At 40.7% G+C, this 24,170-nt stretch carries 18 protein-coding genes and 1 pseudogene; 9 read left to right on the forward strand and 10 right to left on the reverse strand.

Annotated features, from left to right (window positions below; genetic code table 11):
- Nucleotides 1–96: 96 nt before the first annotated feature.
- A complete protein-coding gene (locus tag AB7942_RS25035) occupies nt 97–1,539 on the reverse strand; it encodes an alkaline phosphatase PhoX (RefSeq protein WP_369448956.1) in 1,443 nt (480 codons plus the stop codon).
- A gap of 318 nt (nt 1,540–1,857) precedes the next feature.
- Here AB7942_RS25035 and AB7942_RS25040 point away from each other — a divergent pair, with 318 nt between their 5' ends.
- Nucleotides 1,858–2,628, forward strand: a complete 771-nt coding sequence (locus AB7942_RS25040) for an IclR family transcriptional regulator (RefSeq protein ID WP_369448957.1) — start codon at nt 1,858–1,860, stop codon at nt 2,626–2,628.
- Between the two features lie 426 nt (nt 2,629–3,054).
- Nucleotides 3,055–4,404: an MFS transporter gene (locus tag AB7942_RS25045; RefSeq protein WP_369448958.1), complete on the forward strand. Its 1,350-nt coding sequence runs from the start codon at nt 3,055–3,057 to the stop codon at nt 4,402–4,404.
- Nucleotides 4,405–4,996: 592 nt separating this feature from the next.
- On the opposite strand, the gene AB7942_RS25050 is transcribed toward AB7942_RS25045, so the two are convergent.
- The 3 genes from AB7942_RS25050 to AB7942_RS25060 all read right to left on the reverse strand — a co-directional run bounded on the left by AB7942_RS25050 (nt 4,997) and on the right by AB7942_RS25060 (nt 8,518).
- The gene (locus tag AB7942_RS25050; RefSeq protein ID WP_335439284.1) at nt 4,997–5,155 is read right to left on the reverse strand and encodes a hypothetical protein; all 159 of its coding nucleotides are present in this window, start codon (nt 5,153–5,155) and stop codon (nt 4,997–4,999) included.
- Between the two features lie 521 nt (nt 5,156–5,676).
- Nucleotides 5,677–7,317, reverse strand: a complete 1,641-nt coding sequence (locus AB7942_RS25055; RefSeq protein ID WP_369448959.1) for a bifunctional metallophosphatase/5'-nucleotidase — start codon at nt 7,315–7,317, stop codon at nt 5,677–5,679.
- 112 nt (nt 7,318–7,429) lie between these two features.
- Nucleotides 7,430–8,518: a HupE/UreJ family protein gene (locus AB7942_RS25060; protein ID WP_369448960.1), complete on the reverse strand. Its 1,089-nt coding sequence runs from the start codon at nt 8,516–8,518 to the stop codon at nt 7,430–7,432.
- A 458-nt stretch (nt 8,519–8,976) separates the two neighbouring features.
- Here AB7942_RS25060 and AB7942_RS25065 point away from each other — a divergent pair, with 458 nt between their 5' ends.
- Nucleotides 8,977–9,720, forward strand: coding sequence for a DUF4253 domain-containing protein (locus AB7942_RS25065; RefSeq protein ID WP_369448961.1), 744 nt, complete (start codon nt 8,977–8,979; stop codon nt 9,718–9,720).
- On the opposite strand, the gene AB7942_RS25070 is transcribed toward AB7942_RS25065, so the two are convergent.
- The gene (locus AB7942_RS25070) at nt 9,717–10,157 is read right to left on the reverse strand and encodes an HIT family protein (RefSeq protein ID WP_369448962.1); all 441 of its coding nucleotides are present in this window, start codon (nt 10,155–10,157) and stop codon (nt 9,717–9,719) included. The genes AB7942_RS25065 and AB7942_RS25070 overlap by 4 nt on opposite strands.
- A gap of 197 nt (nt 10,158–10,354) precedes the next feature.
- On the reverse strand, nt 10,355–11,803 hold the full coding sequence (locus tag AB7942_RS25075; RefSeq protein WP_369448963.1) for a L,D-transpeptidase family protein: 1,449 nt from the start codon (nt 11,801–11,803) through the stop codon (nt 10,355–10,357).
- Between the two features lie 614 nt (nt 11,804–12,417).
- Between AB7942_RS25075 and AB7942_RS25080 the strand changes: the two genes are divergently transcribed.
- Both AB7942_RS25080 and AB7942_RS25085 read left to right on the forward strand, forming a co-directional pair.
- On the forward strand, nt 12,418–12,900 hold the full coding sequence (locus tag AB7942_RS25080; RefSeq protein WP_369448964.1) for a sigma-70 family RNA polymerase sigma factor: 483 nt from the start codon (nt 12,418–12,420) through the stop codon (nt 12,898–12,900).
- 604 nt (nt 12,901–13,504) lie between these two features.
- Nucleotides 13,505–14,614, forward strand: a complete 1,110-nt coding sequence (locus AB7942_RS25085; RefSeq protein ID WP_369448965.1) for an FtsZ/tubulin family protein — start codon at nt 13,505–13,507, stop codon at nt 14,612–14,614.
- 75 nt (nt 14,615–14,689) lie between these two features.
- Here AB7942_RS25085 and AB7942_RS25090 read toward each other — a convergent pair.
- The 4 genes and pseudogenes from AB7942_RS25090 to AB7942_RS25105 form a co-directional block, all read right to left on the reverse strand.
- Nucleotides 14,690–15,103 (reverse strand): annotated as a pseudogene (locus AB7942_RS25090) (ABC transporter permease); the annotation flags it as partial.
- Between the two features lie 93 nt (nt 15,104–15,196).
- Complete coding sequence (locus AB7942_RS25095; protein ID WP_088089939.1) at nt 15,197–16,159, reverse strand: bile acid:sodium symporter family protein; 963 nt, start codon at nt 16,157–16,159, stop codon at nt 15,197–15,199.
- Between the two features lie 273 nt (nt 16,160–16,432).
- Nucleotides 16,433–18,373, reverse strand: coding sequence for a fructose-specific PTS transporter subunit EIIC (locus AB7942_RS25100; RefSeq protein WP_369448966.1), 1,941 nt, complete (start codon nt 18,371–18,373; stop codon nt 16,433–16,435).
- Nucleotides 18,374–18,611: 238 nt separating this feature from the next.
- A complete protein-coding gene (locus AB7942_RS25105; RefSeq protein WP_369448967.1) occupies nt 18,612–20,531 on the reverse strand; it encodes a BglG family transcription antiterminator in 1,920 nt (639 codons plus the stop codon).
- Nucleotides 20,532–21,005: 474 nt separating this feature from the next.
- Here AB7942_RS25105 and AB7942_RS25110 point away from each other — a divergent pair, with 474 nt between their 5' ends.
- The 4 genes from AB7942_RS25110 to AB7942_RS25125 all read left to right on the forward strand — a co-directional run.
- Nucleotides 21,006–21,953: an L-lactate dehydrogenase gene (locus tag AB7942_RS25110; protein WP_369448968.1), complete on the forward strand. Its 948-nt coding sequence runs from the start codon at nt 21,006–21,008 to the stop codon at nt 21,951–21,953.
- Nucleotides 21,954–21,977: 24 nt separating this feature from the next.
- A complete protein-coding gene (locus tag AB7942_RS25115) occupies nt 21,978–23,219 on the forward strand; it encodes an MFS transporter (RefSeq protein ID WP_369448969.1) in 1,242 nt (413 codons plus the stop codon).
- Nucleotides 23,220–23,739: 520 nt separating this feature from the next.
- A complete protein-coding gene (locus AB7942_RS25120; RefSeq protein ID WP_369448970.1) occupies nt 23,740–23,958 on the forward strand; it encodes a DUF1659 domain-containing protein in 219 nt (72 codons plus the stop codon).
- 39 nt (nt 23,959–23,997) lie between these two features.
- A partial coding sequence (locus tag AB7942_RS25125) for a DUF2922 domain-containing protein (protein ID WP_369448971.1) occupies nt 23,998–24,170 on the forward strand: 173 nt, incomplete at its 3' end.

Below are 24,170 nucleotides of genomic sequence, written 5' to 3' on the forward strand. Positions count from 1 at the left end.
ATAGACCATCAACGAACCAACCAACATAAGTCAAAAAGAAAAAATGTAAACCAGTCACGAGGCCGGTTTACATCTTTTTATAGATTCATATAAAGGTTAAATCTTCAGGCCGTGGCGCTCAAATGCTGCGGCTTCTAGAATCGACATTCCTTGACTCTCGGCAAACTGGGCAACCTTGTTAGAAACCTGTGGTGCAAAATTTTTCGAAGGAACAGCGTAAGACATTTCCCTTGCACGGGCAGAGTTACTGCGTGCAAATGGACCCCAGATGGCAAAGGTTCTGCCTGGGCTTTGAATATTAACAAAAAGCGTGTTTCCGTCAGGCGAGAAGGTAGGCCCTGTCATTTCAGATCCATTGAGACGATTGTGAGCAAAAGGATAGATTTTGCCTTCAGGTGTAATTCCCATAAGTCGATCGTCACCTGCTCCATCTTCCACAAACCAAAGGTCGCCCCATGGAGTCATAGCAATGTTATCCGGAGATTCCATGTCTTTTGCATCTGTTGCCTCATAGAAAAGCTCCAAGGTATTGGTGCCTGGAATGTAGCGGTAAATGCGTCCAAGATTTTTTTCGCCGGCAGAGCTGTCATCGAACCAAAACACACCCGCTTGGAAGAACGCTCCCTCTAATTTTTTGAATTCAATACAGCCTTGTGCCTTGGCATCCTCGCGGCATAAATGAGGATCTAGTTCCTTCCAGACAATCTTAAAGGTTTGTCCTGTTTTAAATGTGCTTGCTGATGGGCCAGCTACCTCTTCAATCGCTGCCGCATAAAGCTTGCCGCCTTTTTGCAGGGCACCCGGCTGTTGGGTGGTATCATTTGGGATAAAACGATAGAAATAGCTTGGAGATGCATCCTCAGTCAAGTAAACATATCCTGTCGCCGGATCAATCGCACAGGCTTCATGAGAAAAGCGTCCCATTTCCTTAATTGGAGTTCTGGACATTTCATTCTCAGGCTGCTGCGGGTCCACTTCGAATACATATCCGTGCGTCGCCGAACGTGTTTCTTCACAAGTCAGCCACGTACCCCAAGGTGTCGCTCCTCCTGCACAATTTCGAATGGTACCTGAAGAGGTTACATATTCTTTGATGACGTTTCGATTTGGGCTAACAACTAGTGCAGTTGTCCCCCCTGCAGCTGCAGCATCATAAGGCTTGGTTCCAATCACCGGATTTGCTGCACCTGGACTCAATTCATGATTACGAACAAGAATGGTTGTATTGTTAGGTCCTTCAAAAGCTGCCATTCCATCAAAGGCTCCAGGGATTTTTCCGCCGTTTGTCAACTGACCGCCCTCTTCGGAAATAATCTTATAATGAAATCCCTTTGGAAGATCTAGAATTCCATTCGGATCCTGAACCAAAGGACCATACCCACCAAAACCGCTGGTTGGATTATTGGTAGTATCCGCAAATGCTTTTGAACCGAGTGTTAACACTCCGGTTGATCCAAGCGTAATTGCAAGTGTGCTCATTCCTCCCGCTTTTAAGAAATCTCGTCGATTCATGCCATCTTTAGATACTTGATTTTCCATAATGTAAATATTCCTCCTCATAAATGCTTTTTCTATCTATTTATAGTTTAACTAGCAATCATTAAGAATTAATGGAAATTTTGTAAGGATTAAGTAAATAAGATTAAAGAAATGTAAAAATACTCCTATTAAATCGACTTTATAAATATGTGAAGACCTCCACCTCTTTTTTTAGTCTAAAGTCCCAAAAATTATGTAGTAAGTTCACCTAATTATGTATTTCTTTACTACGTATCATTGGTCATGAATAACTGTGGGATATGATTCACCGCTATGCTAATATAGGAAATAATAAAGAGGGTTTAAAGGAGGTTCACAATGGAAGTCACCAAAAAAGGAACGACCATTCAATCATTACAAATCGGAATGGGTATCCTAGATATAATGGCCCAACAAGGAAGGCCATTAAAATTTACCGATATTCAGGATCTAACACAGATTACAAAAAGTAATCTTTATAAATACTTAAATACCTTTACACAATTAGGAATCCTTTATCGTGATAAAGCTACCGGATCCTATGTACTGGGAAGTAAGTTAATTGAATACGGAATGGCAGCAGTCGATCACGAAAACGTTATCGATCGGATCACCCCTTACTTACAAGAGCTGAACGAAAAGAGTTCAAGCACTGTCCTTTATTCCAGTTGGACCCATAATGGTCCAATGATCGTTAAAGATATTAACACCAATCGAGGATATAATATTGGAGCTCAGATCGGGACCATACTTCCCATTTATTCCTCAGCCGGGAAAGTATTTATGGCCTTCATGGATGAGCAAACGATTCGTGAGTGGAAAGCGAGGGAATTGCAACAAAGTCCTCCAGAAAAGGTTAGCCAACTGGAAGTAGAACGCAGATTGATTCAGGAGAAAGAAATTGCTTTTGCAAGGGAGCCGCTGGTATCATCCGTGTCCTCCGTTTCGTTCCCAGTCTTTAATTTTAAAAAGAAATTCCTTGGAGCTGTAACGATCGTTGGTTTTTCCGAGTTAATCCCAAGTAATGAAGAAGAGGAACTAAGTCAATTTTTCATCCAAACCAGCAAAGAAATATCCCGTAGTTTCGGATTTTTATCAAATGAGGAATAAGAAAAGCGCAAGCGCCCTGTTCAGCGGCGTATGGCCTGGAGCGCTCCAACTGAGATAAAGGAAACACGAAGAGCCGAAGGCGCATTAGTGCTTGACTTATCGTAGGGCGGAGAGCGAAGGACACTAGCCGCTAGGGCGCTGAAGCTGGACAATTCTCAAAGTTGAAATTTATACTCTCTAATCTTTAAACTCAAAGCGGGATAATCCCCGCTTTTTTTGTGTGTATTTAACCATTTTAAAAATGTCAAATTTACAAAAAACTTTAAATATTATAATTTTTATATTGAAAATAGAGAAACCACCCTTTATAATCTCTAATTAGATAACAATATTCACTATATCTATAATGAATATGTTGCTTACGAGCTTAATTGTATTACCGTAAGCGCTCTCATTAAGTTTGAATTGAAAAAAGGGGGAGAAAATTTGGCAACAATTAATTCGACAGAGATTATTGCTAACAGTAAATTTAACCGTTTTCATCTAGGCTTACTACTATGGAGCTTCTTCATCATATCGTTCGACGGGTATGATCTAGTCGTCTATGGAACCGTCGTCCCAACTTTAATAGAGAAATGGAACCTTTCCCCTGTTGAAGCAGGAGCCATCGGAACCTATGGATTATTTGGGATGATGTTCGGTGCCATCCTTTTCGGAACACTCGCAGACCGGATTGGAAGAAAAAACGTAATTGCAATTACCTTAGTGTTGTTTAGTTTCTTTACCTTCTTATGCGGCTTTGCAGAAACACCCACTGTTTTCTCAACCTTTCGCTTTTTAGCAGGATTAGGACTGGGAGGAATCATGCCAAATGTCATCGCATTATTGACAGATTATGCCCCTAAAACCATGAGAAGTATGATCGTTTCCATCGTATTATGCGGCTATTCGATTGGGGGAATCCTTGCTCCGTTATTAGGAATCTTTTTAATGCCAAAGTTCGGCTGGGAATCGATCTTTTGGTTTGCAGGTCTGCCTCTATTACTGGTGCCTTTTATGTATAAGCAACTACCTGAAACAGCAAGCTACCTGATACGGACAGGCAAAAAGGAGAAATTGATCTCTGCACTTACTAAGGTAAGCCCCGGATCAAAATTTAATAAACATGATGAAATCGTAGAAATAAAATTACAAGAAACAAAAGTTCCGATTATTGGATTATTTAAAGAAAAAAGAGCATTAAGTACAGTTATGTTTTGGATCGCCTTTTTCAGCTGTTTATTAATGGTTTACGGTTTAAATACTTGGCTTCCTAAGTTGATGATTGAAGCAGGATATGGACTTAATTCCAGCTTAACCTTCCTCATTACCCTTCAAGGTGGTGCCATTATCGGAACGCTTATCATTGGACGACTTTGTGATAAATACGGCTCCAAAAAAATGCTCATTCCGATGTATGCATCAGGGGCAGTAGCGTTGACATTGCTCGGATTTGGCGGAAGTTCATTTTTGATCTATCTCTTAGTAGCCATTGCAGGTGCTGCGACCATCGGTGCCCAAAATATAGTCCAGGCCTATGTGTCACAATACTATCCTCCAAATATTAGATCGACAGCATTAGGGATGGCATCTGGCATAGGAAGACTTGGTGGTATGCTCGGACCACTTTTAGGCGGATTCCTGTTATCTGTTTCGTTACCGATTCACTTAAATTTCATTGCCTTTGCCATCCCTGGTTTAATCGCAGCAGCGGCCCTAGCAATCATACCTGTTAGACATGCGTTTTCTAATGAAAACGATAACAAAAGTGAGTCGATTACAACCAATGTGAGTTAACATCAGACATGTTTCTGGGGCCATTTTATATGGCCCCAGATATGTTTAAAAGGAAATATAAAAACTTCATTAACTTACGATACAGTTCACCGCACCTATTATACCTGATGTTCTTTTAAGTGCACCCGTAATGCATTTCGAGATGATTTTTATTTTTTCAGTAAATGTCATAAGTTTCGTTAAATATGTAGTAAGTGGCCGCTATCTAGTCGTAATTCCCAATACTTATGTAGTAAGTGACCACAATCTTGTAGTAAGTTCCCATAATGATGTAGTAATTACCCCATCCGAATTCTTTCCTCTATGACGGGCAAAACAATCCCCCAAAAAAAGGGACACCATCCCCAACCAGGACGGCATCCTCCTAAAGTATCATAAGTAAATGAGGTTTTTTCCTTTGACCGAGTAGATGACTTACAAATAAAAAGCCATTCCGCTACAAGTGTTTGGAATGGCCTTTCATTTTAACGTTCGGTCTTTGTCGTAAAATTAGGTACTATTCTAGATTGTGAATGAGGGCTGACTGTTCAGTTAGACACTGGAGAGTTAGCCTCATTTTCAACCTTCTATTCTTCATTAGTACGCAAATATCTTAAGCTGCTTCCTGCTGGAAACAAGGATCATTGAAGTATACAACTTCAGAAATAATTTTACAGCCCTTCATGTTTTTGAGAGCCTCTCTTGCTGCTTCTTCTGTTTCAAATTCAAACATGGAAATATTTGAATCTAAATAACGAGTGATAATCCACATAAAAATTCCTCCAATGTTTTATAAATCATTTCTGTCCTACCGACAGACGTCTAAAATTTGGCTAAATATACATTAGCTATGTTTAACCTCAAGGATGATTTAGCATGATGAAATCCGCACTCTAGGATTTAAAGAAGTAATTATTCATTTCCTCAAACCTATGATAATGCAATAATGGAAATAAATAAAATGCAATATAGTTATAGTTACAAATAAAAAAATTTTATATCGTGAAATTTTGAAAGGGAAAAAGTGGATTACCGGGATTGGAAATACTTTTTAGCAAATAAACAAATGGCAAGGATTAAGAACTCTCAAAAAGTTTCTAAAGACTTTGTAAATTCCCTAAATAAATTAGTCCAGTTTAACCGTCGAGATAACAAATAAAAAACACCGTTCCGAATAAATCGGTCCAATTGTCATAGAATCATATTTTTGCCGTTTAACATATATCCCTTCCAGGGAATTTCATTTTCTGCTTCCAGCGGTTGAAAAAGTAGAACAGGTCTCTTAACACGGGGTTATTTAATTTTCGTGACCCGTTCTTCGATCAAAGAAGTAAATGGCTGCTTCAGCTGCCTCACATAATTTTCAAAGACATCGATGTCAACCGGACCGTCCACTTTGTCTGTCCCTTCAAGGAAAACGGTGAAATCGTCACCGCCATTAGCCAGGTAGCTGGTAACCGTAACTGTATATTTGGAAGCAGGGTTAATTGGGGTCCCGTCAGCACGGAGGATATCAAGGACTTTTCTTTTCGTACCTTTAGTTCCGCTCCAGGTGTATTTCAGTCCGGAAATTTGCAGCATACGCACGATTCCCTTCGGCTGCCATTGCTGATTCAAGACTCGGCGAATTTGGTCGCCGGTCAAAGTCACTTTAACTAGATTATTTTTAAATGGTAGAATGGTGAACAGCTCTCCCCAATTGACCTCCCCAGCTTGGATATCGGCCCGGATTCCAGCAGGATTCATAAAAGCGAAGTCAGACTTCATGGCTTTTCGTTGGGAATCGGCAATCAGATTTCCTAAAGCGGATTCACCGTTTTTGTTCCTAATGCCCGTAATGTCATTTGCAGCCGTTCCAACTACTTTACTTACGATGGGATCGACCTTGGCCTCGTACATTTTCATCATTTGCTTAATTTCCTCGTCCGGTTTGATGGCGTCCTGATAGACGTATACAATCTCAGCTTTTTTGGTCACAATCTCTTTAGTTGCCGGATCAAGCTCCAAGTCGACGTCGGAGAAAGCTGTTCCGTAAGAATAAGCTTCAACAAGCAGCTTTCCGTCCACTTTGGCGTTTAGATATGTGTGAGTATGACCGCCAAACATCACGTCTACTTCATCGTCTACCTTTTTGGCAATATCAATGATTTCTCCGGTAGCGGCACCTGTCAGGGCGGACTGACTGCCACCATTGTGTGCAAGAACGACGATAGCTTTAATGCCTTGTTTTTTGAGTTCTGCCACTGCTTTATTAATGGCTTTCACTTCATCTGTGAACTTTACTCCCACTAATACACTCGCATTCGCAATCTTGGGGGTATCGCTCAATACAACTCCAATAAATCCGATCGGTATGCCATTAAACTTTTTAATTTCATAGGGAGGGAGAATCAGTTTACCCGTCTTTTCGTCAATAACGTTGGCACATACATAAGGGAATTGAGCACCTTCAAAGTATCCGGCCTTCGGGTTGGTTCCACCGTGGATCAGGCGCATCATTTCTTTCACACCCCGATCGAATTCGTGATTCCCTAACGTTCCCAAATGAAAGCCTATTTTGTTCAACACTTCAATTGTAGGTTCCTCTTGCAAAAGCGAAGATACGGGTGCGCTGCCACCAACCATGTCACCTGCATGGACCAAAAGAGTGTTTTTGTTTTCCCCTTTCCTTTGCTTCAAATAGGCTGCTAGATATTCGACTTTGCCCATATACCTTCCGTTAAATTTACGGGTCCTGTCCAATTGTCCATGCAAATCGTTAAGGCCGAGTAATTGTACTTGAATGAAACGGTTCTTATCATTCTCGGTGTTTTTGGGTATGCCTGGAGATTCAGAATTTCCGTTGGCCAAAACAAAACCCGCAGATATTGTGGTCGTAAGAACAATAGCAGGAATTGCTTTTTTCACTGCGTCCCAATTCAAAGATGCCCTCACTCAGTTCTCCCCTCCCAATCCTTTAGTGGATTACTACTTTAGGATAAGGAGAAATTGTTAAATTTAGATAACATTCCCATAAACTTTAAGTTAATTTATAAGGGGAAAAATTTCAGGTAAAAACACGCGTCACAAACCAATACAATCCGGCAAGTCCCACCAGGACGGAACCGGTTTGTACAGCTCTTGGCCACCAGTGGAAATTTTCCACTTTTCGAATCAGAGGGTAGAGGCAGACCAAGATGAGCAATTGACCCAATTCAACTCCAAGGTTGAAGGTAAGCAGCGCAGTGAGTTCGTGATTTTTAGGCAAACCAATTTCATGCAGCACTCCGGCAAAACCAAATCCGTGTATCAATCCAAAGGCAAACGTTAACGCCCAGCGATGCTGATAATCCCGTGACCAAAGATTTTCCAGCGCCACGTAAACAATGCTGAGGGCGATCGTCGCTTCTACAATCCGGGAAGACAGGGACACGACGTCCAAAGCTGCTAGAATGAGTGTAATGCTGTGTGCAATAGTAAAGGAGGTGACGACGGCCGCTATACTTCGAAACTTCATTTTTACCAAAAGAAGGGCCAGCAAAAACAACATATGGTCGTACCCAGTTAAAATATGTTCGATTCCAAGCCGTATAAACTGAAAAGCCGTGTCCAAAAATCCCGGGGCTTCACCAAACGTTCCTGTCCACTCCTTTTTATCTTTAGAAAATATATATTCGAACGATTTTCCGTCTAACGTTTTAAATGTGGCAACATTCGTATGTTTGTTTTCGGACCGGTCAAAAAACAAATTATATAGAATTGACACTGTCCCGATTTTGGAAGAATCCTTAAAAAATAAATCGATTTGAATCATCGACAGTTGGGGGACGGATTGAAGTTCATGGCTCATTGACAAAACGCGGCCGTTATTTTTTACTGCCAATCCTTTTTCAATGTAGGGACGAACCACCTCGTCGTAGGCGTTTTTCAATTCATCTTGATCGATTATCTCGTCATGATTGGCATCCACACCCGGGAATTCGGCGATGGATAATGAATCAATCAGGAGAGTAATTTTTACAATATCTCCATCCGCCGCGATTTTAGCAAAGCCGTAGCTTCCGGAATGTGCGTACGCTTTATCGGTATTGGAGGATAAAAAGAAAAATCCCAGAAAAATGATAATTGAAAAAAGAAGTAAATAGGTTTTTTTCAATGTGAATCCCCCCTAAGATCTTGTAACCCGAGAAACAATTACTTGAGAAGAAAAGAATGATATGGAGAGGAAAAAACAAGTTTACATGGTTCAAAATTGATTCCTTCGACAGGAACGATATTGCTTGCGGCTTCCCCTTTTGCTAACCACGGGATAATTCTTCGGAAATCTATTAAGCAACACGGAAAAAACATATGATACTAGTATTTGATTTATTCATATACCGTTCCAATTTTAAGGAGCTAAATTAACTTGGATAAAAATTTTTCGATAGACTTGTTACGGGGGAACCTTATCATAAGTAGAGCGGTTTTAAGGTAGCTATAATTAGAGGTGATACAAATTTCTGTATCACCTTTTTAGGTTGATTAATTTCTAAGAGGAAATAAATATATTTTATTGAATTTATTAATATGATCATCTTTATCCAATAACGAAGCCTGTAGGAGATGAAGAACGTGGGAATATTTGATAAATTCAAGAAAAAAAAAGAAAAGATTGATTATATTGATGAAATAATTACTAAATTGGATTGTGACTGTTCGATTATTGAAGAGGACGATGTTAAAGGGGTTATGACGAGGTATCATCAAGCTCTCATAGAGGGCAAAAAAGAAGGATATACACCACTTATCATTATCCCTTCAGAGATGATGTTAGAAATCGTTGATACCAATGCGGATAAAGAATACTTGAACGATGATCGAGAATCAATCATAGCCAAAGCGAAGGATATTGATGTAAAAGAATTATTAAAGAGACTGCTAGATGAGGTCATGCCCATGGAGGAAGACGATGATATCACTGGTGAGTTTTCTTTAGAGGAACAGATGGACCATTTTCTGTCCATTGAAGATGTAATAAATAAGAAAATAATTTTCGCAAAGATTCCAACGGATAAACCTTGGGAAGTAGCTGCTTGGGTTCCAATGGGCGGGTTTAATGATTGTCCTATGCCAGAGGAGCAAGTTGCAGTATTCAAGTACTGGTACGAAAAATATGGAGCTACTCCCGCTTTAGTATCCACAGATGTATGGGAATTATTTGTTGAAAACCCTCCTAAGTCACAAGAAGAATCAGAATTACTCGCTTGGGAACAATTTGGATATTGTGGTGATATAGTCTGGCAAGGGGTTGGAACAGTAAATTCCCTAGCAGGAACTCTTATCAATTCTTCGGTTTGGTATTTTTGGTGGGACTAAAAAACGTTATAATCGCCCACAGCTCTTTTTATTGTCTCGATCATGTTATGGTATTCTTCTTCTGTTAAGTATGTTTTTCCTGGGTTCATCTCGAAAGTGGACCCCCAATTTTCTCTTCCTTCATACTTAGGCACAATGTGCATATGTAGATGATGTAATGTATCACCATACGCTCCATAATTAATCTTGTTTGGCTGGAAAGCCTGATCGACCGCTGCAGCTACCTTTTTTACATCCTTCATAAAGACCGCTAATTCATCATGACTGAGCTGAAATAGTTCTTTAACATGATCTTTATAAACTACATTACATCTCCCAGTATACGTCTGTTCTTTAAAAAGAAAGACTGTTGAAACCTCCAACTCACATATTTCAATCATAAGATTGTCTCGTCTTTCATCCTTCATGCAATACATACATTCTTTATTTAACTCCATCTTTTTTCTGCCTCACTTATTTATGAATTTTGAACCTATCCCTATAGTACCTCAGTTTTGAAAAATATATTTGGATTTGGATTTCTTAATAAGCAGTCAGGATGGAAGTTCGCTTTTTGTCTTTTACTTGATGAGGCAAAAAAGTAGAAATAAAAAATCAGGAAATCATTGACGATTTCCTGACTCTAATCGATTGTTTAATAGATGACAACTGGGTCGTAAGTGCTTAGTGTATTATACACAGTTTTCATAACACTAGGCGGTGTATTGACGCAGCCATGTGATCCTGCATTAAGATAGGCATTACTTGACCAGTTGGACCGAAAGCCGGCATCGTGAAACCCTTGTCCATCGTTCGTAAAAGGAGCCCAATAATCAACTTTTACGGAATAACCCGGACGTCCTCCGAGTTCTCTCCCCGTTAGTGTGTAAGGTGATCGTTTATAGAGGATATACCACACTCCTTTTTTTGTATCATTACCGGTGCTGTGTTTGCCAGTCACAACACTCGTTGTGACGACTAATTTACCATTTTTGTAAATCCAAATCCGCTGTTGTGCAATCGAAACTTCAGCATATGTATCACCGATGCCATTGTTTGATGTTGTTTCATAACCATAGCCTTCACCACTCCAGCCATGTCCGATAATATTAGTAGCAGCGATTGATTTCTCGCCTTTTTCAAAAGCTTTCTTAATCTGTGTTGTTTCTTTATCCACATCTAATGCCCAGCCATAGCCTTTTCCTTTTACGGTTTTGACTGCACCTGAATGGGTCTTAAATGTGAAATCTTTATCTAATGTGGATTGAGAACTATTAATTTCAGCAATTTTCTCGTTAATATCGCTTGGGTCAATCGTGACCTTCAAGTCTTTTGTCACAGAGGCATTTTTAATTAATTCGCTGCCTTTTAACGAAAAAACTTTATCCTGTACCTTATAATCAACGGTTTGCAGAAGGAGTTCTTCTAGCCTTTTCTGTTCATTTTTTACAATTGGACTGTCTTCGTTTATTGGCTCGATGTATACAGGGTTCAAACGGATTTCACTCGTATATCCTTGCTTTTCGTAGTCCTTTAATAGACTGGCGAAATCAAGCTGCTGTCCATCATTACTTTTTGAGACGACAACTTTACCTTGTTCCAAACTGGCTTTCGCATCTTTAGGCGCTGTTAAACTCTTATTCATTGATAATAGCTTTTCTTCGACTTGTTTCTTCATCTCTTGGCTGCGGTACTGATCGGGTTGGCCAGGCATTAATGAAAATTCTTTGGCCTTTGAAGAAGGCAAATACGTTCGCTGGCTGCTTAATAATTTTTTAACACCCGCTAGATCCTTTTCTGTAAAACCCATCTTCGTATCTTGTCCATCAAAAATTTGTTGTTTCCCGACATAGACGACGTTTTTTAAAACAGATGTATTTAATTTGTTAAGTGCCTCATCAGCAGTCAGTCCATTGACATTTACGCCATTAATCTTGATATTTGCATTAAAGTGGTTTGCCTGATAATAGCTGATTGCCCCAAAAATGAGCGCTATAATAATGATTATACCCGTTGTGATAAACTTCCAGTTCGTATACCATTTAAAAGATTTTGCCCGCCGTTCTCCAATTTCTTCCACTGATTCTTTTACAGCATTTTCCATTAAAATTCCCCCCGCATACCTAACAATCAAGCTATCGACGTCTTTCGACTTGTAGCTTTTGGTTTTGCATCATAAATATAAATTATAGTATCAAATCTTAAATTTTACTACTATTCTACTAGATATAAAGTGTGAACTTTGTCACATTTTGTATCTAAGTGAAATTTTTTTAATCTTTTTGTAATCTGGTTGTCTTAAAGCAGGGTTTGATTGGACTGAGCTTTCCGTTTTTATCTAATTTCCAATAATTATCCAGCAAATGTCGTAAGTTTCGTAAATTATGTAATAAGTGTACAGAATTATGTAGTAAATTCCAATAATTATGTAATAAGGGTACGAAATTATGTAGTAATTTCTAATAATTATGAATTAAGTGTACGAAATTACGTAGTAAGTCCCTATAGTTAGGTAGTAAGCATCTGCAATTCACCCCAAAATCGACTGAAACTCCAAAAAACGCCTCCAAAAATCAAATTTGCTAGCAAAAATCACCTCACTTAGCCCAAAATCCCTTCCAAAAGTGAATATTGTCCGTTCGATACAATCGAGCATTCCCGCTATGGTAGAGGTACCCGGGAATACATGAAAAGCGCGCTTTCTGAAAGGACTTTCCCTTGGAAAGCTTTGAACAGTTAGTCGATCAGTACCAGCCCATGCTCCATAAAATCATGCACTCGCTCCACCTTTACAAACACCATGAGGAATTCTATCAGCACAGTCTCATCGCCCTTTGGGAAGCAAGCCAACGCTTCACTCCCCAAAAAGGGAGCTTCACCAACTATGCCTACACCTATATCAAAGGCTATCTTCTGATGGAATTGAAAAAATTACACCAAGACCAAGAACGAAATGTTCACCCTGATGAGCAATTCTGGGACCTGGCAGCAGATCCCTATTCGGATGACCCATTACAGGAGGTAATTCTATTATCCTACTGCGAAACGCTCACACCGAATCAAAAGAAATGGCTCCTGTATACCATCCGTGATCGCCTATCGGTCAAGGAAATTGCTGAACTAGAAAAGGTATCCTTATCAGCCGTGAAAGGTTGGCGTAGTGGTGCCAGAGAAAAAGTAAAGAATTTAATACGGGAATAGAATACGAGAACAAGATATTCGTGCGTCCGGTAGTCAATAAGGATTATTAACTATCGTTCTCACAAATTCCCTACTACACAAACGTTTGATTAAAATCGCTGCAAGTACTGAAGGGAATGGATTCCCTCTGCTAAACAGGTATGAAGATTGTCGAGATGCGTTTAATCATTTCGAAGGAAATAACCCATCTTTCTACAAAATCAGATGGGTTTCTCTCGAACTTACATTATTCTATAAAACTCTTGCCTTTTCGAGACTACACAAACGTTTGATTAATAGTTGCCTCAACATGCTTCAATACAAGATTTCTCACTCTAAGTACCTGCGAAGAATGTCGAGGGAAATCTTCAAAAGTGACTCTTAAGAAAAGGAACCATGTTTAGCTGCTGAACCAGATTTGAATACAAAAAGGGTTCTTGGTGTCAGGCACCACAGATGGACAAATGTCCTTCCATGGTGCCTGACACCATTTTTAATATGTAGCGATTGTTAAGTCACAGTTGGTTCATTCATTTTTTAACTATTATTTTTAGGCATTTTTTAAATGAAAAAGTCTAATTTCGAAAAACATGAGTATCATTTTAGTAATGAAGGAGGCGATCTGATGGAATCAATTGGGATTTTAGGAGTCGGGCAAGCAGGAGGTAATTTAGCGGAAATTGCCTCATCGATGGGGTTTCAAACCGCACTTATCAATACGAACAAACGCGATGGCATAGTGAACACAAAAGTGGAAAGGAAGTATTTTGTTCCTGGTTACAATGGTGCTGGGCAGGATCGATCCATCGGTTTAAAGGCGGTTAACGATAACTACCGAGAGATTGTCGACTTTGTAAAGAATTCCTTTAAGAAAATTAAACTTTTATTAGTGGCCTTCTCAACCGATGGTGGTACTGGATCAGGGATGAGCCCGTTATTGATTGATCTGTTATTGGAACATATGTCCGGCGTTAACATAGGTGCCATTCCAATTGTTCCTGATCGAAATGTATTAACAGGTAATCGCATCAATGCTACAGAGTGTATTGAAGAGCTTTCTAAGATAAACTCGCTTTCATCGGTGTTCCTAGTTGATAATGATCAAATGAGAAAGTTAAACCCACAATCCAGTAAACATCAAATCTACCTTTCTTCTAATCAGCAAGTCATGGAAGCCATTAAGAGTGTGTTGCAAGTAACGAAAAAGAGCTCGTTTTACGGAAACTTTGATGAAACTGATCTGATGAATATATTGGGAACCAGAGGAGTAACGATTATATCTTCTGCCTCAATTACCGATGCAAAAACAACCTCAGATGTTACTAGTAAAATACAACAATCTTGGGCTACCTCCGTATTCTGTCCGGTGGAGTCAACCGGTGTAATCCGCTCGGGGTTAATCTACGAAGGCCCGGAAAAAATGGCTAAACTAATTAATGTTCCATCCATTTTTGAACGGATTGGAGAACCACTCGAATTATTCGAAGGGACCTATTTCTCGGAATCAGATCCTACGGTAACGACTATTTTGGCAGGACTCGCTTTTCCTTCACGGCGCCTGCATGCCCTTGAGGAATCCCTAGAAAAAAACAAAGATCGGTTACAGAACCTAGTCAAAAAGGAACATACCCAGAAATATGAATCAAAAATAGCTTGGGCATCAACCCTAAAAGCCAAACCTCAGGAGAGAAAGTCCAGCACCGTAACCTCTAAGTTAGATAAGTACCAAAAATAAGAGGAATATATAGTTATTGGTGTCAGGCACCACAAATGGACAAATGTCTTTTCGTGGTGCCTGACACCATTTGCACTATTTCCCCCGTAGTAACTGCATGCGCTGGTTGAAAAGGCTTGGGTATGATAAATGTCCGAGCATGGCGCTTGTGACTGCAGCGGTTGTTAACAAGAGAAAGAGAATAAGCAATTTAAATTGGATTGTTTGCATAGGGTTGGTTCCTGCGATGATTTGGCCGCTCATCATTCCCGTCAACTGGACAAGCCCGATTGTTTTCTGGTTCTCAATGGTCGGAATCACGCTTGCTTTTATAGAAGTGATGAGCTGTGTGTGTATGGCTTGTTTAGGTGTTCCGCCGAGTGACAGGATGAGTCCCGTCTCATCTTGATGCGCTTCTACTTCTGATGTAAATCTGTTGAGGGAGAAAATAGCGAGCACCATCGAATTTCCGATGACCATTCCGATGATTGGGATAATGTATTGGGCCGTACCTCTTTTAAACAGAGAAAAACCACCTTTTAAAATCTTAAAAGGTGGTTTTTCTCTTCTATTTTATTAAATTTGGACGAATGGTCTTCAGGTTCAGACTGCTTGCTTAATACTTTGATCATTTTGATCTTTTTCTTTCATACGGCTGAAAATATTAGCGAGAACGGAACCAGATAGATTATGCCAGACGCTGAAAATGGCACTTGGTACTGCCGCTAAAGGCGAGAAATGAGCGGTAGCGATAGCGACTCCCAAGCCCGAATTCTGCATACCAACTTCCATTGCTACAGCCTTTTGTTTTGCAAGGTCCATCCCGCATAAACGGGCAAAGAAAAAGCCCAGGAAGAATCCAAGCAGATTATGAAGGATTACTACACCAAAAATAAGTAGACCCGATTCAGCAATTTTGGTCGCGCTGCCTGCTACGACAGCAGATACAATTAACACAATCGCAATAACGGAAACAAGCGGCAATGCTTTTGCACCGGCTTTTGCCTGTTTGCCAAAGAACTTTTTAATGATAAAGCCAGCTGCTAATGGAACAATGACAACTTGTACAATCGAAAGGAATAAGGAAGCAACACTGACATCAACCCATTTGCTCGCAAACAGAAGAATAAGCAATGGTGTAACAATTGGTGCAAGAATCGTAGAAACTGAGGCAATTGCAACGGCTAGAGCTACATTTCCTCTTGCTAGAAACACCATAACATTGGAAGCAGTTCCGCTTGGACAGCATCCTACTAAAATGACACCTACAGCAACTTCTTCAGGTAAATGGAGTCCGACCGCCAATAAAAAGGCAAGTAACGGCATAATGATAAAGTGACCGATGACCCCAAGCGCCACTTCTTTCGGTCTTCTAAATACTTCTTTAAAATCCGATAGCTCAAGTGTCAGGCCCATTCCAAACATAACAATTCCTAGTAGAGGAACAATATAGCCTCCCAGCCACACAAAGTTACCAGGATTAAGATAAGCAATTACCGCAAAGATCAATACCCATAACGTAAATGTTTTCCCAGCAAAGCTGCTGATTTTCTCGATGACTTCCAAAACAATTCCCCCTATAAATTAATTCCAACTATTTTAATAAAATTAATAAACATTATATTAGAGTAAATATTTATAAAAATCAATATATTCTTACAAAATTCTACAAAGTTTTCTGTCTATTGTTAATGGTTTCTGCTCTCATCATCATTGATATCGCAAACTCAAATGCGGCTTGACCAAGAGAACCGTTCCCATGGTCTCAAAGACACAAAAAAAGCAGAGAGACATTGCTCTCTGCTTTACTGTTAGATTCAGTTTACCTCCCACGGACCCCTAAATAGTCTCAAGAAGTTTATAGGCTTCCTCTTTCGACGTAACCTTTAATAGTTGCTCTCTAAACCCATCATCCATTAATTTTCGTGATAGCATTTGTAGAATCTTGAGATGGGCATCTCCTGCTGCTTTTTCCGGTACGGCAATCATGAAGATTAATTTCGCCGGGGCGCCATCTAAACTGTTCCAATTGACACCATCACGTTTGATACCAAAGGCAACAGCTGGGCGTTTAACCGCATTGGATTTACCATGGGGGATGGCGATATTCATGCCAAGCCCAGTCGAACTTTCACTCTCACGATTTAAGATCGCTTGTTTATATTCTTGCTTTGAACGTAAGACACCAGCTGTATCAAACTTTGCAATTAATTCATCGATTACATCATCACGTGTGTTGCCAGCTAAATCGGTATCAATTAACTCTATTGTTGTAATATCTGTTAACTTGCTAATCTCAGTTTTAGAAACAGCTTCGACTTTTTCTTCACGTACTGGCGCCGCAGCACTAGTAACAGGACCAACACCCGCTGCAACCGGCACAGCACCATCTACGTTTTTCTTTAATGCCGTAACCATGAGGGCCGTTACAATCACACCAACAATAACAGCGATGAAGAACATAACCACATTGTCAACAGCACCTAATATAGCAACAATCGGACCACCGTGAGCAACTCTGTCTCCCACACTAGAAAGCATGGCGATCACTGCACCTACCATCGAACCGACAACGATACTTGGAATCACACGAAATGGATCTTGTGCGGCGAACGGAATCGCACCCTCTGTAATACCAAATAACCCCATCGTAAAGGATGCTTTACCGGCATCTCTTTCTGACTGACTAAATTTGCGTTTGTTGATAAAAGTAGCAAGTCCAAGTCCAATTGGCGGGATACAGATCGCTACTGCAATGGGTCCCATAATTTCATAGTTACCTTCTGCAATCATGGCCGAACCGAAAAGAAAAGCAACTTTGTTGAATGGGCCACCCATATCGACCGCAATCATCGCACCAAGAATCATCGCTAAGACAATCGAGCTTCCGCCTTGCATGCTAGCAAGCCAAGTTGTTAATGCTTCGAACACACTTGCAACCGGATGACCAATGACGAAGATAAATAATAGACCGACAATAACACTTGATAGAATTGGGATAAAAATAATCGGCATAACGGGCTGAACCGCTTTTGGCACTTTAATTTTTTTAATAGCAAGGGCAACATAACCCGCTAAGAAACCAGCAATAATCCCGCCGATAAATCCTGCACCCGCTTCACTTCCGTAAAAACTACCATTGGCTGCAATATAACCGCCAATCATACCTGGTACGAGTCCTGGACGGTCGGCAATACTTACCGCAATGAAACCAGACAGGATCGGTACCATGAACATGAAAGCAGTACCGCCAAGACCCTCAATTTGTTTCCAAAACGAACCATCTGGTATTTTAATTCCACCTGGTGTTTGCTCACCACCTAGAGCTAATGCAATCGCAATCAATAATCCCCCCACCACAATAAAGGGAATCATGTAGGAAACCCCACTCATTAAGTGTTTATAAAAGCCGTTTTCCTTTTGTTTGCTTTTCTTTTCTTCACCAGCTGGGGCGGATTCAGGTTTATAAACAGGAACGTCTCCGCTTTGAATTTGTTTAATCAATTCTTCTGGTTTACGAATGCCATCTTGGACACCGGTGACAATTAATTTTTTGCCGGCAAAACGGTCCTTCTTAACCTCTTTATCCGCTGCAATAATAATGCCATCTGCTTCGGCAATATCTTGCTCCGTTAACCCATTTTCGACGCCAATCGAACCTTGTGTTTCCACTTTTATATCGATGCCCAACGCTTGGCCCGCTTTTTGTAAGTTTTCAGCAGCCATATATGTATGAGCAATTCCCACTGGACAAGCTGTAACAGCTAATATTTTCCCCATCGTGTTACCTCCTATTGTAAAAATAACTAAGTAATCGCTTTCTTAAATCTATAATATACCAATCTGGTCCAGTTAATTTTTCATCTTTTTACCGGAGACTGCGGTAAAAAAAGTTTAATACGTTCATACGTGACCTTAATGTTAGTGTTGTAGCTCCATTTCAGTCACATAGAACCCTCCTCCTACAAAACGGAGCTAACGGTAACAATTAGCGGAGAATTGCAAAAAAACCAACCCGCTAGGCAAATTGGTCCAGTACTTGTAAAAATTCTTGATAATCCCGTGCAGCTGTTAGCGCATGAACAACCAAAGGTGCCTCACTCAGGGCAGAAATCTTCCCAATTACCCCGCGAAGCTCTCCTTGATTTTCTTTGGCAATGGCCAGCATGATGACAAGGGACACTCGTTCATTCCCCCACTCCATCCGCTCCTTCATGATCGCCGTGGCTAAAGCAGATTGGTGAATCATCGATGGGTTTCCATGCGGGATGGCAATTCCCCCGCCGATAGCTGTAGCTGATTTCCTCTCTCGATTGACCGCACTATGGATATACTCTTTACTGACATAGCCTTTTTTAAAAAGAGCGTCCGCCAGCATTTCGACGACTTCATAGCGGTGTTCTTTTTCCACGTTAAAAAACACGAGCTCTTCCTTCAAGAATGGAGAAAATACATGGGGGCCATGGTGTTCGGTACTTTTTTGCTTCAACACTTCAACAAACTGATTTAACTTTTTCTTATCCTCTTGTCCAAACAACGGTGAAATCACGATGTGCTCGATGTTTACTTTCTCAAGTGGAACCGTTGAGATAATAAAATCCGCTGGATGCGTACTCAAATAATCCGGCACTTCCGCCTTTCCAATACAGGCGACAATCTCAATGTTCTGGTACTGCTGTTCGATTTTCGCCTCTAACAAATGCGACATGCCAATCCCCATATGGCACACAATCAACGCTTTCTTCTTTATATCTCTCTTTTTTTCCAGTCTTTCAACAGAGGCTTGAAAATGAAGGACAATATATGCCGCCTCATCCTCAGGGATTTCGATCTGAAAAGTTTGTTTGATTTCTTCAAGCGTTAACATCACCATATTGAACATATAGGGATACATTTTTTTAATATTCGATAGAAGCGGATTGCTAATCGGAAAACCATATTTGATGCGATTGATGACCGAATGCAAATGAACGGCAAGGCCATCGATTAAAATCGGATCCGCTTCATAATGAATGAAAGTCAACTTTTCCATCTTGCGAACGAAAGCAAGAACAAACGCAGCTGCCTCTTCATCCACTGTTAAATCTTGGTGGTGTTCCTCTCCGACACGCTTGCTGCTAATCAGGTGCCAAGTGAAATAAACCTGCTCCACGTCCGGAAAGGTTAACCGAAAGGCCGATTCCAATTTATCAAAAAACCAGCTGGAAAATTGATATTCTTTCCGTTCAAACGCCATCACCTTTTCGGACTCTTGGACAAATACAGGCGACCGCTGCCGGGTCCGCTTCACCATAATCAGTGCATGAACAAGCAAGCTCTCTAACGCATCATCTGAAAATGCAATCGAAAATCGCCCCTGCATATCCTTAAGGGCATTCCTTACAGTCGAAATCTCATAGGGTAAAAATAAATCCAACACGACATTTTTTTCGTGTAAAAACAGCTCAGACAAGTGCGCCAAAGCATTACGTTTCTTCAATTCTGATCCTTGAATCACATTTCCCACCCGCGGCTTCGAAATGAGTTCCAGCTCAAACCTCTCGAGCCAATTCGTAATCGTCTCGATATCTTTTTTTATCGCCGCTTTAGGAGCATAGTATCGATCGGCAAAATGCTGTAAGGTGATTGCCTTATCACTTGTTAACAGCTGATAGGCCATTTCAAACAGCCGCTCTTCATTACTCTTAGGTTCGCTCGAAAGAAGACTGCGCAAAATTTGCGACCGAGCACTTTCATCACTTTCAATCGCAATCCCAAGGCCCGGCTTCCGGATGAGGCTGGCGCTAGGATAATCGAGGAGAAACTCCTCCAATCGATCTAAATCGTTCCGGACCGTTTTTTCCGCACAATCAAGCTCTTCCGACAAATCCTTAATATGCAATACTCCTTCTTCATGAACAAGCAATATTCGTAGCAATTCTTTTTGTCTATTATTCATCCGTGCACCCGCTCTAAAAACAATATAGGTAAGTGTATCTTTATTTTGTCCGCTAATCAATTAAAACAATGCGAATGATGAACCTGGATCCCAAACAAACGTAAATGCCTTCCTATCCTAAGGCACCTTTATGATTTTTTTGAAAAATAACCGTCCTCATACTTACTTACGCTTTTTTTTGAAAAATAACCGTCCTCATACTTACTTACGCTTTTTTCGAAAAATAAACGTCACCATACTTAATCACGCTTTTTTTCGAAAAATAATCGTCCTCATACTTAATCATGCTTTTTTTCAAAAAATAACCATCCCCACACTTAATCACGCTTTTTCAAAAATGTAAAGGCTTCCATAAAAAGAGTCATATTTGTGTCACAACTATTGTGAAATTATTCACAAACTAGTGATATACTAACACCGTTAACTTATTAATTACTAGCGAATGATGACATTTATATATAGGAGCTGATCATAATGGAGAACAGAAATAAAAAAGTCAATCGAGTGGTCTTAATTGGAACAGGTGCTGTCGGCTGCAGTTATGCATATTCAATGATTAATCAAGGAGTGGCGGAAGAGTTAGTTCTCATTGATGTCAATGAGGCAAAATCAGAAGGGGAAGCGATGGACCTGAATCACGGGATTCCGTTTGCTCCGTCACCTATCAACGTATGGAGCGGGTCTTATCAAGATTGTGAAAGTGCAGACTTAGTCGTCATTACTGCGGGATTGGCTCAAAAGCCTGGTGAAACCCGATTAGAATTAGTGGAAAAGAACACGAAAATATTTAAACAAATCGTAAAAAACATTATGGCCAGTGGCTTTGACGGAATCTTCCTAGTTGCAACAAACCCTGTTGATATTCTAACCTATGTGACCTGGAAGGAGTCTGGGCTGCCAAAAGATCGGGTGATTGGTTCCGGTACCGTATTAGATTCAGCGCGTCTCCGCTTTGCGCTTGGTCAGCATTTCAATATGGACACACGAAATGTTCATGCCTATATCATTGGCGAACACGGGGATACAGAACTTCCCGTCTGGAGCCGTGCCTCTGTTGGTGTGGAAAGACTAGAAGAACTCCCAGCTGGAAAACTAAACAATGAATGCTTAGAAAATATTTTCGTTAATGTCCGTGATGCGGCTTATCATATCATCGAACGAAAAGGTGCAACGTACTATGGAATCGGCATGTCCCTCGTTCGAATTACGAAGGCAATTTTAAACAATGAAAACTGTATCCTAACGGTCTCCTCCTATCTAGATGGACAATATGGACAGGAGGATGTGTTTATCGGTGTTCCGGCGGTCATATACCGCGGAGGAATCCGTGAAGTGATTGAAATACAGCTAAATGAAAAGGAAAAGGAACAATTCAACCACTCGGTTACCGTATTAAAAGAAACAATGAAACCTGTCATCTAGATTTGTTTAGAGTTGAAAACACGAATGAAAGCAGATGAGAGTATGGAAACGATGAATCATACAAAAAAAGGATATTTTATGATGGCAGTATTATGGCTGGCTTATGTAACCTTTGCCATGAATTGGGTGGCGGGCTCTTCCTTGACACCGCAAATAACCGAAACGTTTTTCGGTGGACCCGTGGATCCTATTATTTCTCAATTAGTGAACTATTCGATTACGACCGCGCGTGTCTTTGCCAACATCTTAGCAGCGATGGTGCTCATGAAATTAGGACCTAGAAAAGCGGCAGGTATCGCGATTGGCCTTTTAATGATGGGACTTGTCGCGATTTATCTCCCGAATTATTGGGCCTATACCGTCGCTAGGATGGTCATGGCCGTTGGGGGCTCGATGGTCATTGTCTACATGAACCCCATCGTTGCTCACTATGTTAAAAATTCAAACATAAAGCTGCGCATTAATGCCGCCAATACGGTGGCCTATAATGCAGGTGCCTTTATTGTCGCCGTCCTATTCACAGTTTTTGCCAAGCAAATGGTTGCCAACTGGCGTTTAACATTAACGTTCTTTGCCTCTTTAACGATCTTGTTTTTTATCGCTTGGCTTTGGAAAGCAGAGACCTTTGAAACAAAAGAAATGGGTGGTACCGCTGAAAAGTATGGCTATAAAGAGGCGCTCAAAGATGGATTTCTCTGGCGCTATGGCCTGGCGTTTGCTTCCTTTTTAACCTTGTATGTATTATCGCTCGTGAGCTTTAAAGCCATTTTTGATCAATATACTTTGTTAAATGGCTCTGTAACAAACCTATTAATCTCAGGTTTTGGCATTCTCGGAACATTTGCAGGGATTCGCATCGGAAATAAGGGCGTGCCACGGAAGCCAATCCTTCTGTTCTCAGGGATTGTCATGGTAGGAACCTTTGCCCTTGCCATTGTGTTTGCTAACAAGATTCCGCTTCTTTCCTACACACTCATTTCGATATCAGGATTTGCGATGTATATCCAGTACCCAATCTTTTTGAATCTCCCTCATGAATTAAAAGGGATGACCCCACAAAGATTGACGATTATGTTCGGCCTTTTCTGGGCGATCGCTTATGCGGGCCAAACCATCGCGACGATTGTGTGGAGCTTTATATTAGGCTCTTCCGGATACACAGCGGCGATGATTTTCATTATCGCTGCCTCCAGTGTGTACATCTTCTTGGTGGTGACCTTCCCGGAAACAAGACAGAAGGAAGCCATCCAAAGGCGAGCAGCATAAGGAGGGACATGGGGGGATACGGTTCTTATGACTTTAAATGAGATTTGTGCCGACCATAAGAACCGTCTCCATAGTGTCTACAACTTTTTGGTGGTGTCAGGCACTCAAAGTGAAGTGCTGCCCACATTTCTCTTCGCAACTTATACTTTTACCGACCTACATCTGAGAAAATTGCCAGTTTTGTATGCGAAAAATAGATTCGCTGATAAAAGTGTATTAACCGCTGATAAAATGGTCCAGTTCGCTGATATCCTTCAACAATTCGCTGAGAAGCTGCTAATTGGAGCTAATTATCCCACTCCATGCTCCCTCATCCGACTAAAAGTTAGCTTTATTTGCGCAAATTCGGCTTTTTTTTGTGGATTGAAGGCTTTTATTTGCGCATCCATAGAAATTGAAATATGTTCGGCCTCTTCAACCATTCGTTGCACGTCTTACATTCAATTAAAACTTTCCTCTCCCTACCCTGTCCTTTTTGCCGACTTTTCTATATATAGAAGGTGAAAGGTGGTGAGAGACAATGGCACAAGCATTATTAGAGGTTACGAAGCTTCGCATCGTGTTTGAAGCGGGCATGGATGACGAAGGAAATCCGATCCTCAAAGCAAAAACGTTTAGCAATGTCACAAAGGCTGCTACCGCAGATCAACTATCGCAAGCGGCACTAGCAGTAGCTGCTCTATGCAATGACCCGCTAAACAAAGTGGAGAGAAATGACAGCTCCACGATTATAGGTTAATAGTCTAACAAAATAATAAAGGGTGTGGAGGTGAAAGAAATGGCAAAAACATTGGAATTGCAATTTACCACGGAGTTTGGAAAGACGGCAAGTCTTTCCGTCGATAACCCTAAAGAGCCGATTGATGAAGAAGTTGTAAAATTATCGATGGCGCAGATTATTGCATCTGAAGTTTTCACAACTAGCAGCGGGAAGTTTGTTGCTGCAAAAGG

This window comes from Neobacillus sp. BF23-41 (genome assembly GCF_041106275.1).

What these genes read in the sequence shown, in the direction of transcription:
- AB7942_RS25120 (WP_369448970.1), top strand. Translation starts at nt 23,740, where the DNA reads ATGGCACAAGCATTATTAGAGGTTACGAAGCTTCGCATCGTGTTTGAA.
- AB7942_RS25105 (WP_369448967.1), bottom strand. Translation starts at nt 20,531, where the DNA reads ATGAATAATAGACAAAAAGAATTGCTACGAATATTGCTTGTTCATGAA.
- AB7942_RS25070 (WP_369448962.1), bottom strand. Translation starts at nt 10,157, where the DNA reads ATGGAGTTAAATAAAGAATGTATGTATTGCATGAAGGATGAAAGACGA.
- AB7942_RS25035 (WP_369448956.1), bottom strand. Translation starts at nt 1,539, where the DNA reads ATGGAAAATCAAGTATCTAAAGATGGCATGAATCGACGAGATTTCTTA.
- AB7942_RS25085 (WP_369448965.1), top strand. Translation starts at nt 13,505, where the DNA reads ATGGAATCAATTGGGATTTTAGGAGTCGGGCAAGCAGGAGGTAATTTA.
- AB7942_RS25075 (WP_369448963.1), bottom strand. Translation starts at nt 11,803, where the DNA reads ATGGAAAATGCTGTAAAAGAATCAGTGGAAGAAATTGGAGAACGGCGG.
- AB7942_RS25115 (WP_369448969.1), top strand. Translation starts at nt 21,978, where the DNA reads ATGAAAGCAGATGAGAGTATGGAAACGATGAATCATACAAAAAAAGGA.
- AB7942_RS25110 (WP_369448968.1), top strand. Translation starts at nt 21,006, where the DNA reads ATGGAGAACAGAAATAAAAAAGTCAATCGAGTGGTCTTAATTGGAACA.
- AB7942_RS25050 (WP_335439284.1), bottom strand. Translation starts at nt 5,155, where the DNA reads ATGTGGATTATCACTCGTTATTTAGATTCAAATATTTCCATGTTTGAA.
- AB7942_RS25100 (WP_369448966.1), bottom strand. Translation starts at nt 18,373, where the DNA reads ATGGGGAAAATATTAGCTGTTACAGCTTGTCCAGTGGGAATTGCTCAT.
- AB7942_RS25040 (WP_369448957.1), top strand. Translation starts at nt 1,858, where the DNA reads ATGGAAGTCACCAAAAAAGGAACGACCATTCAATCATTACAAATCGGA.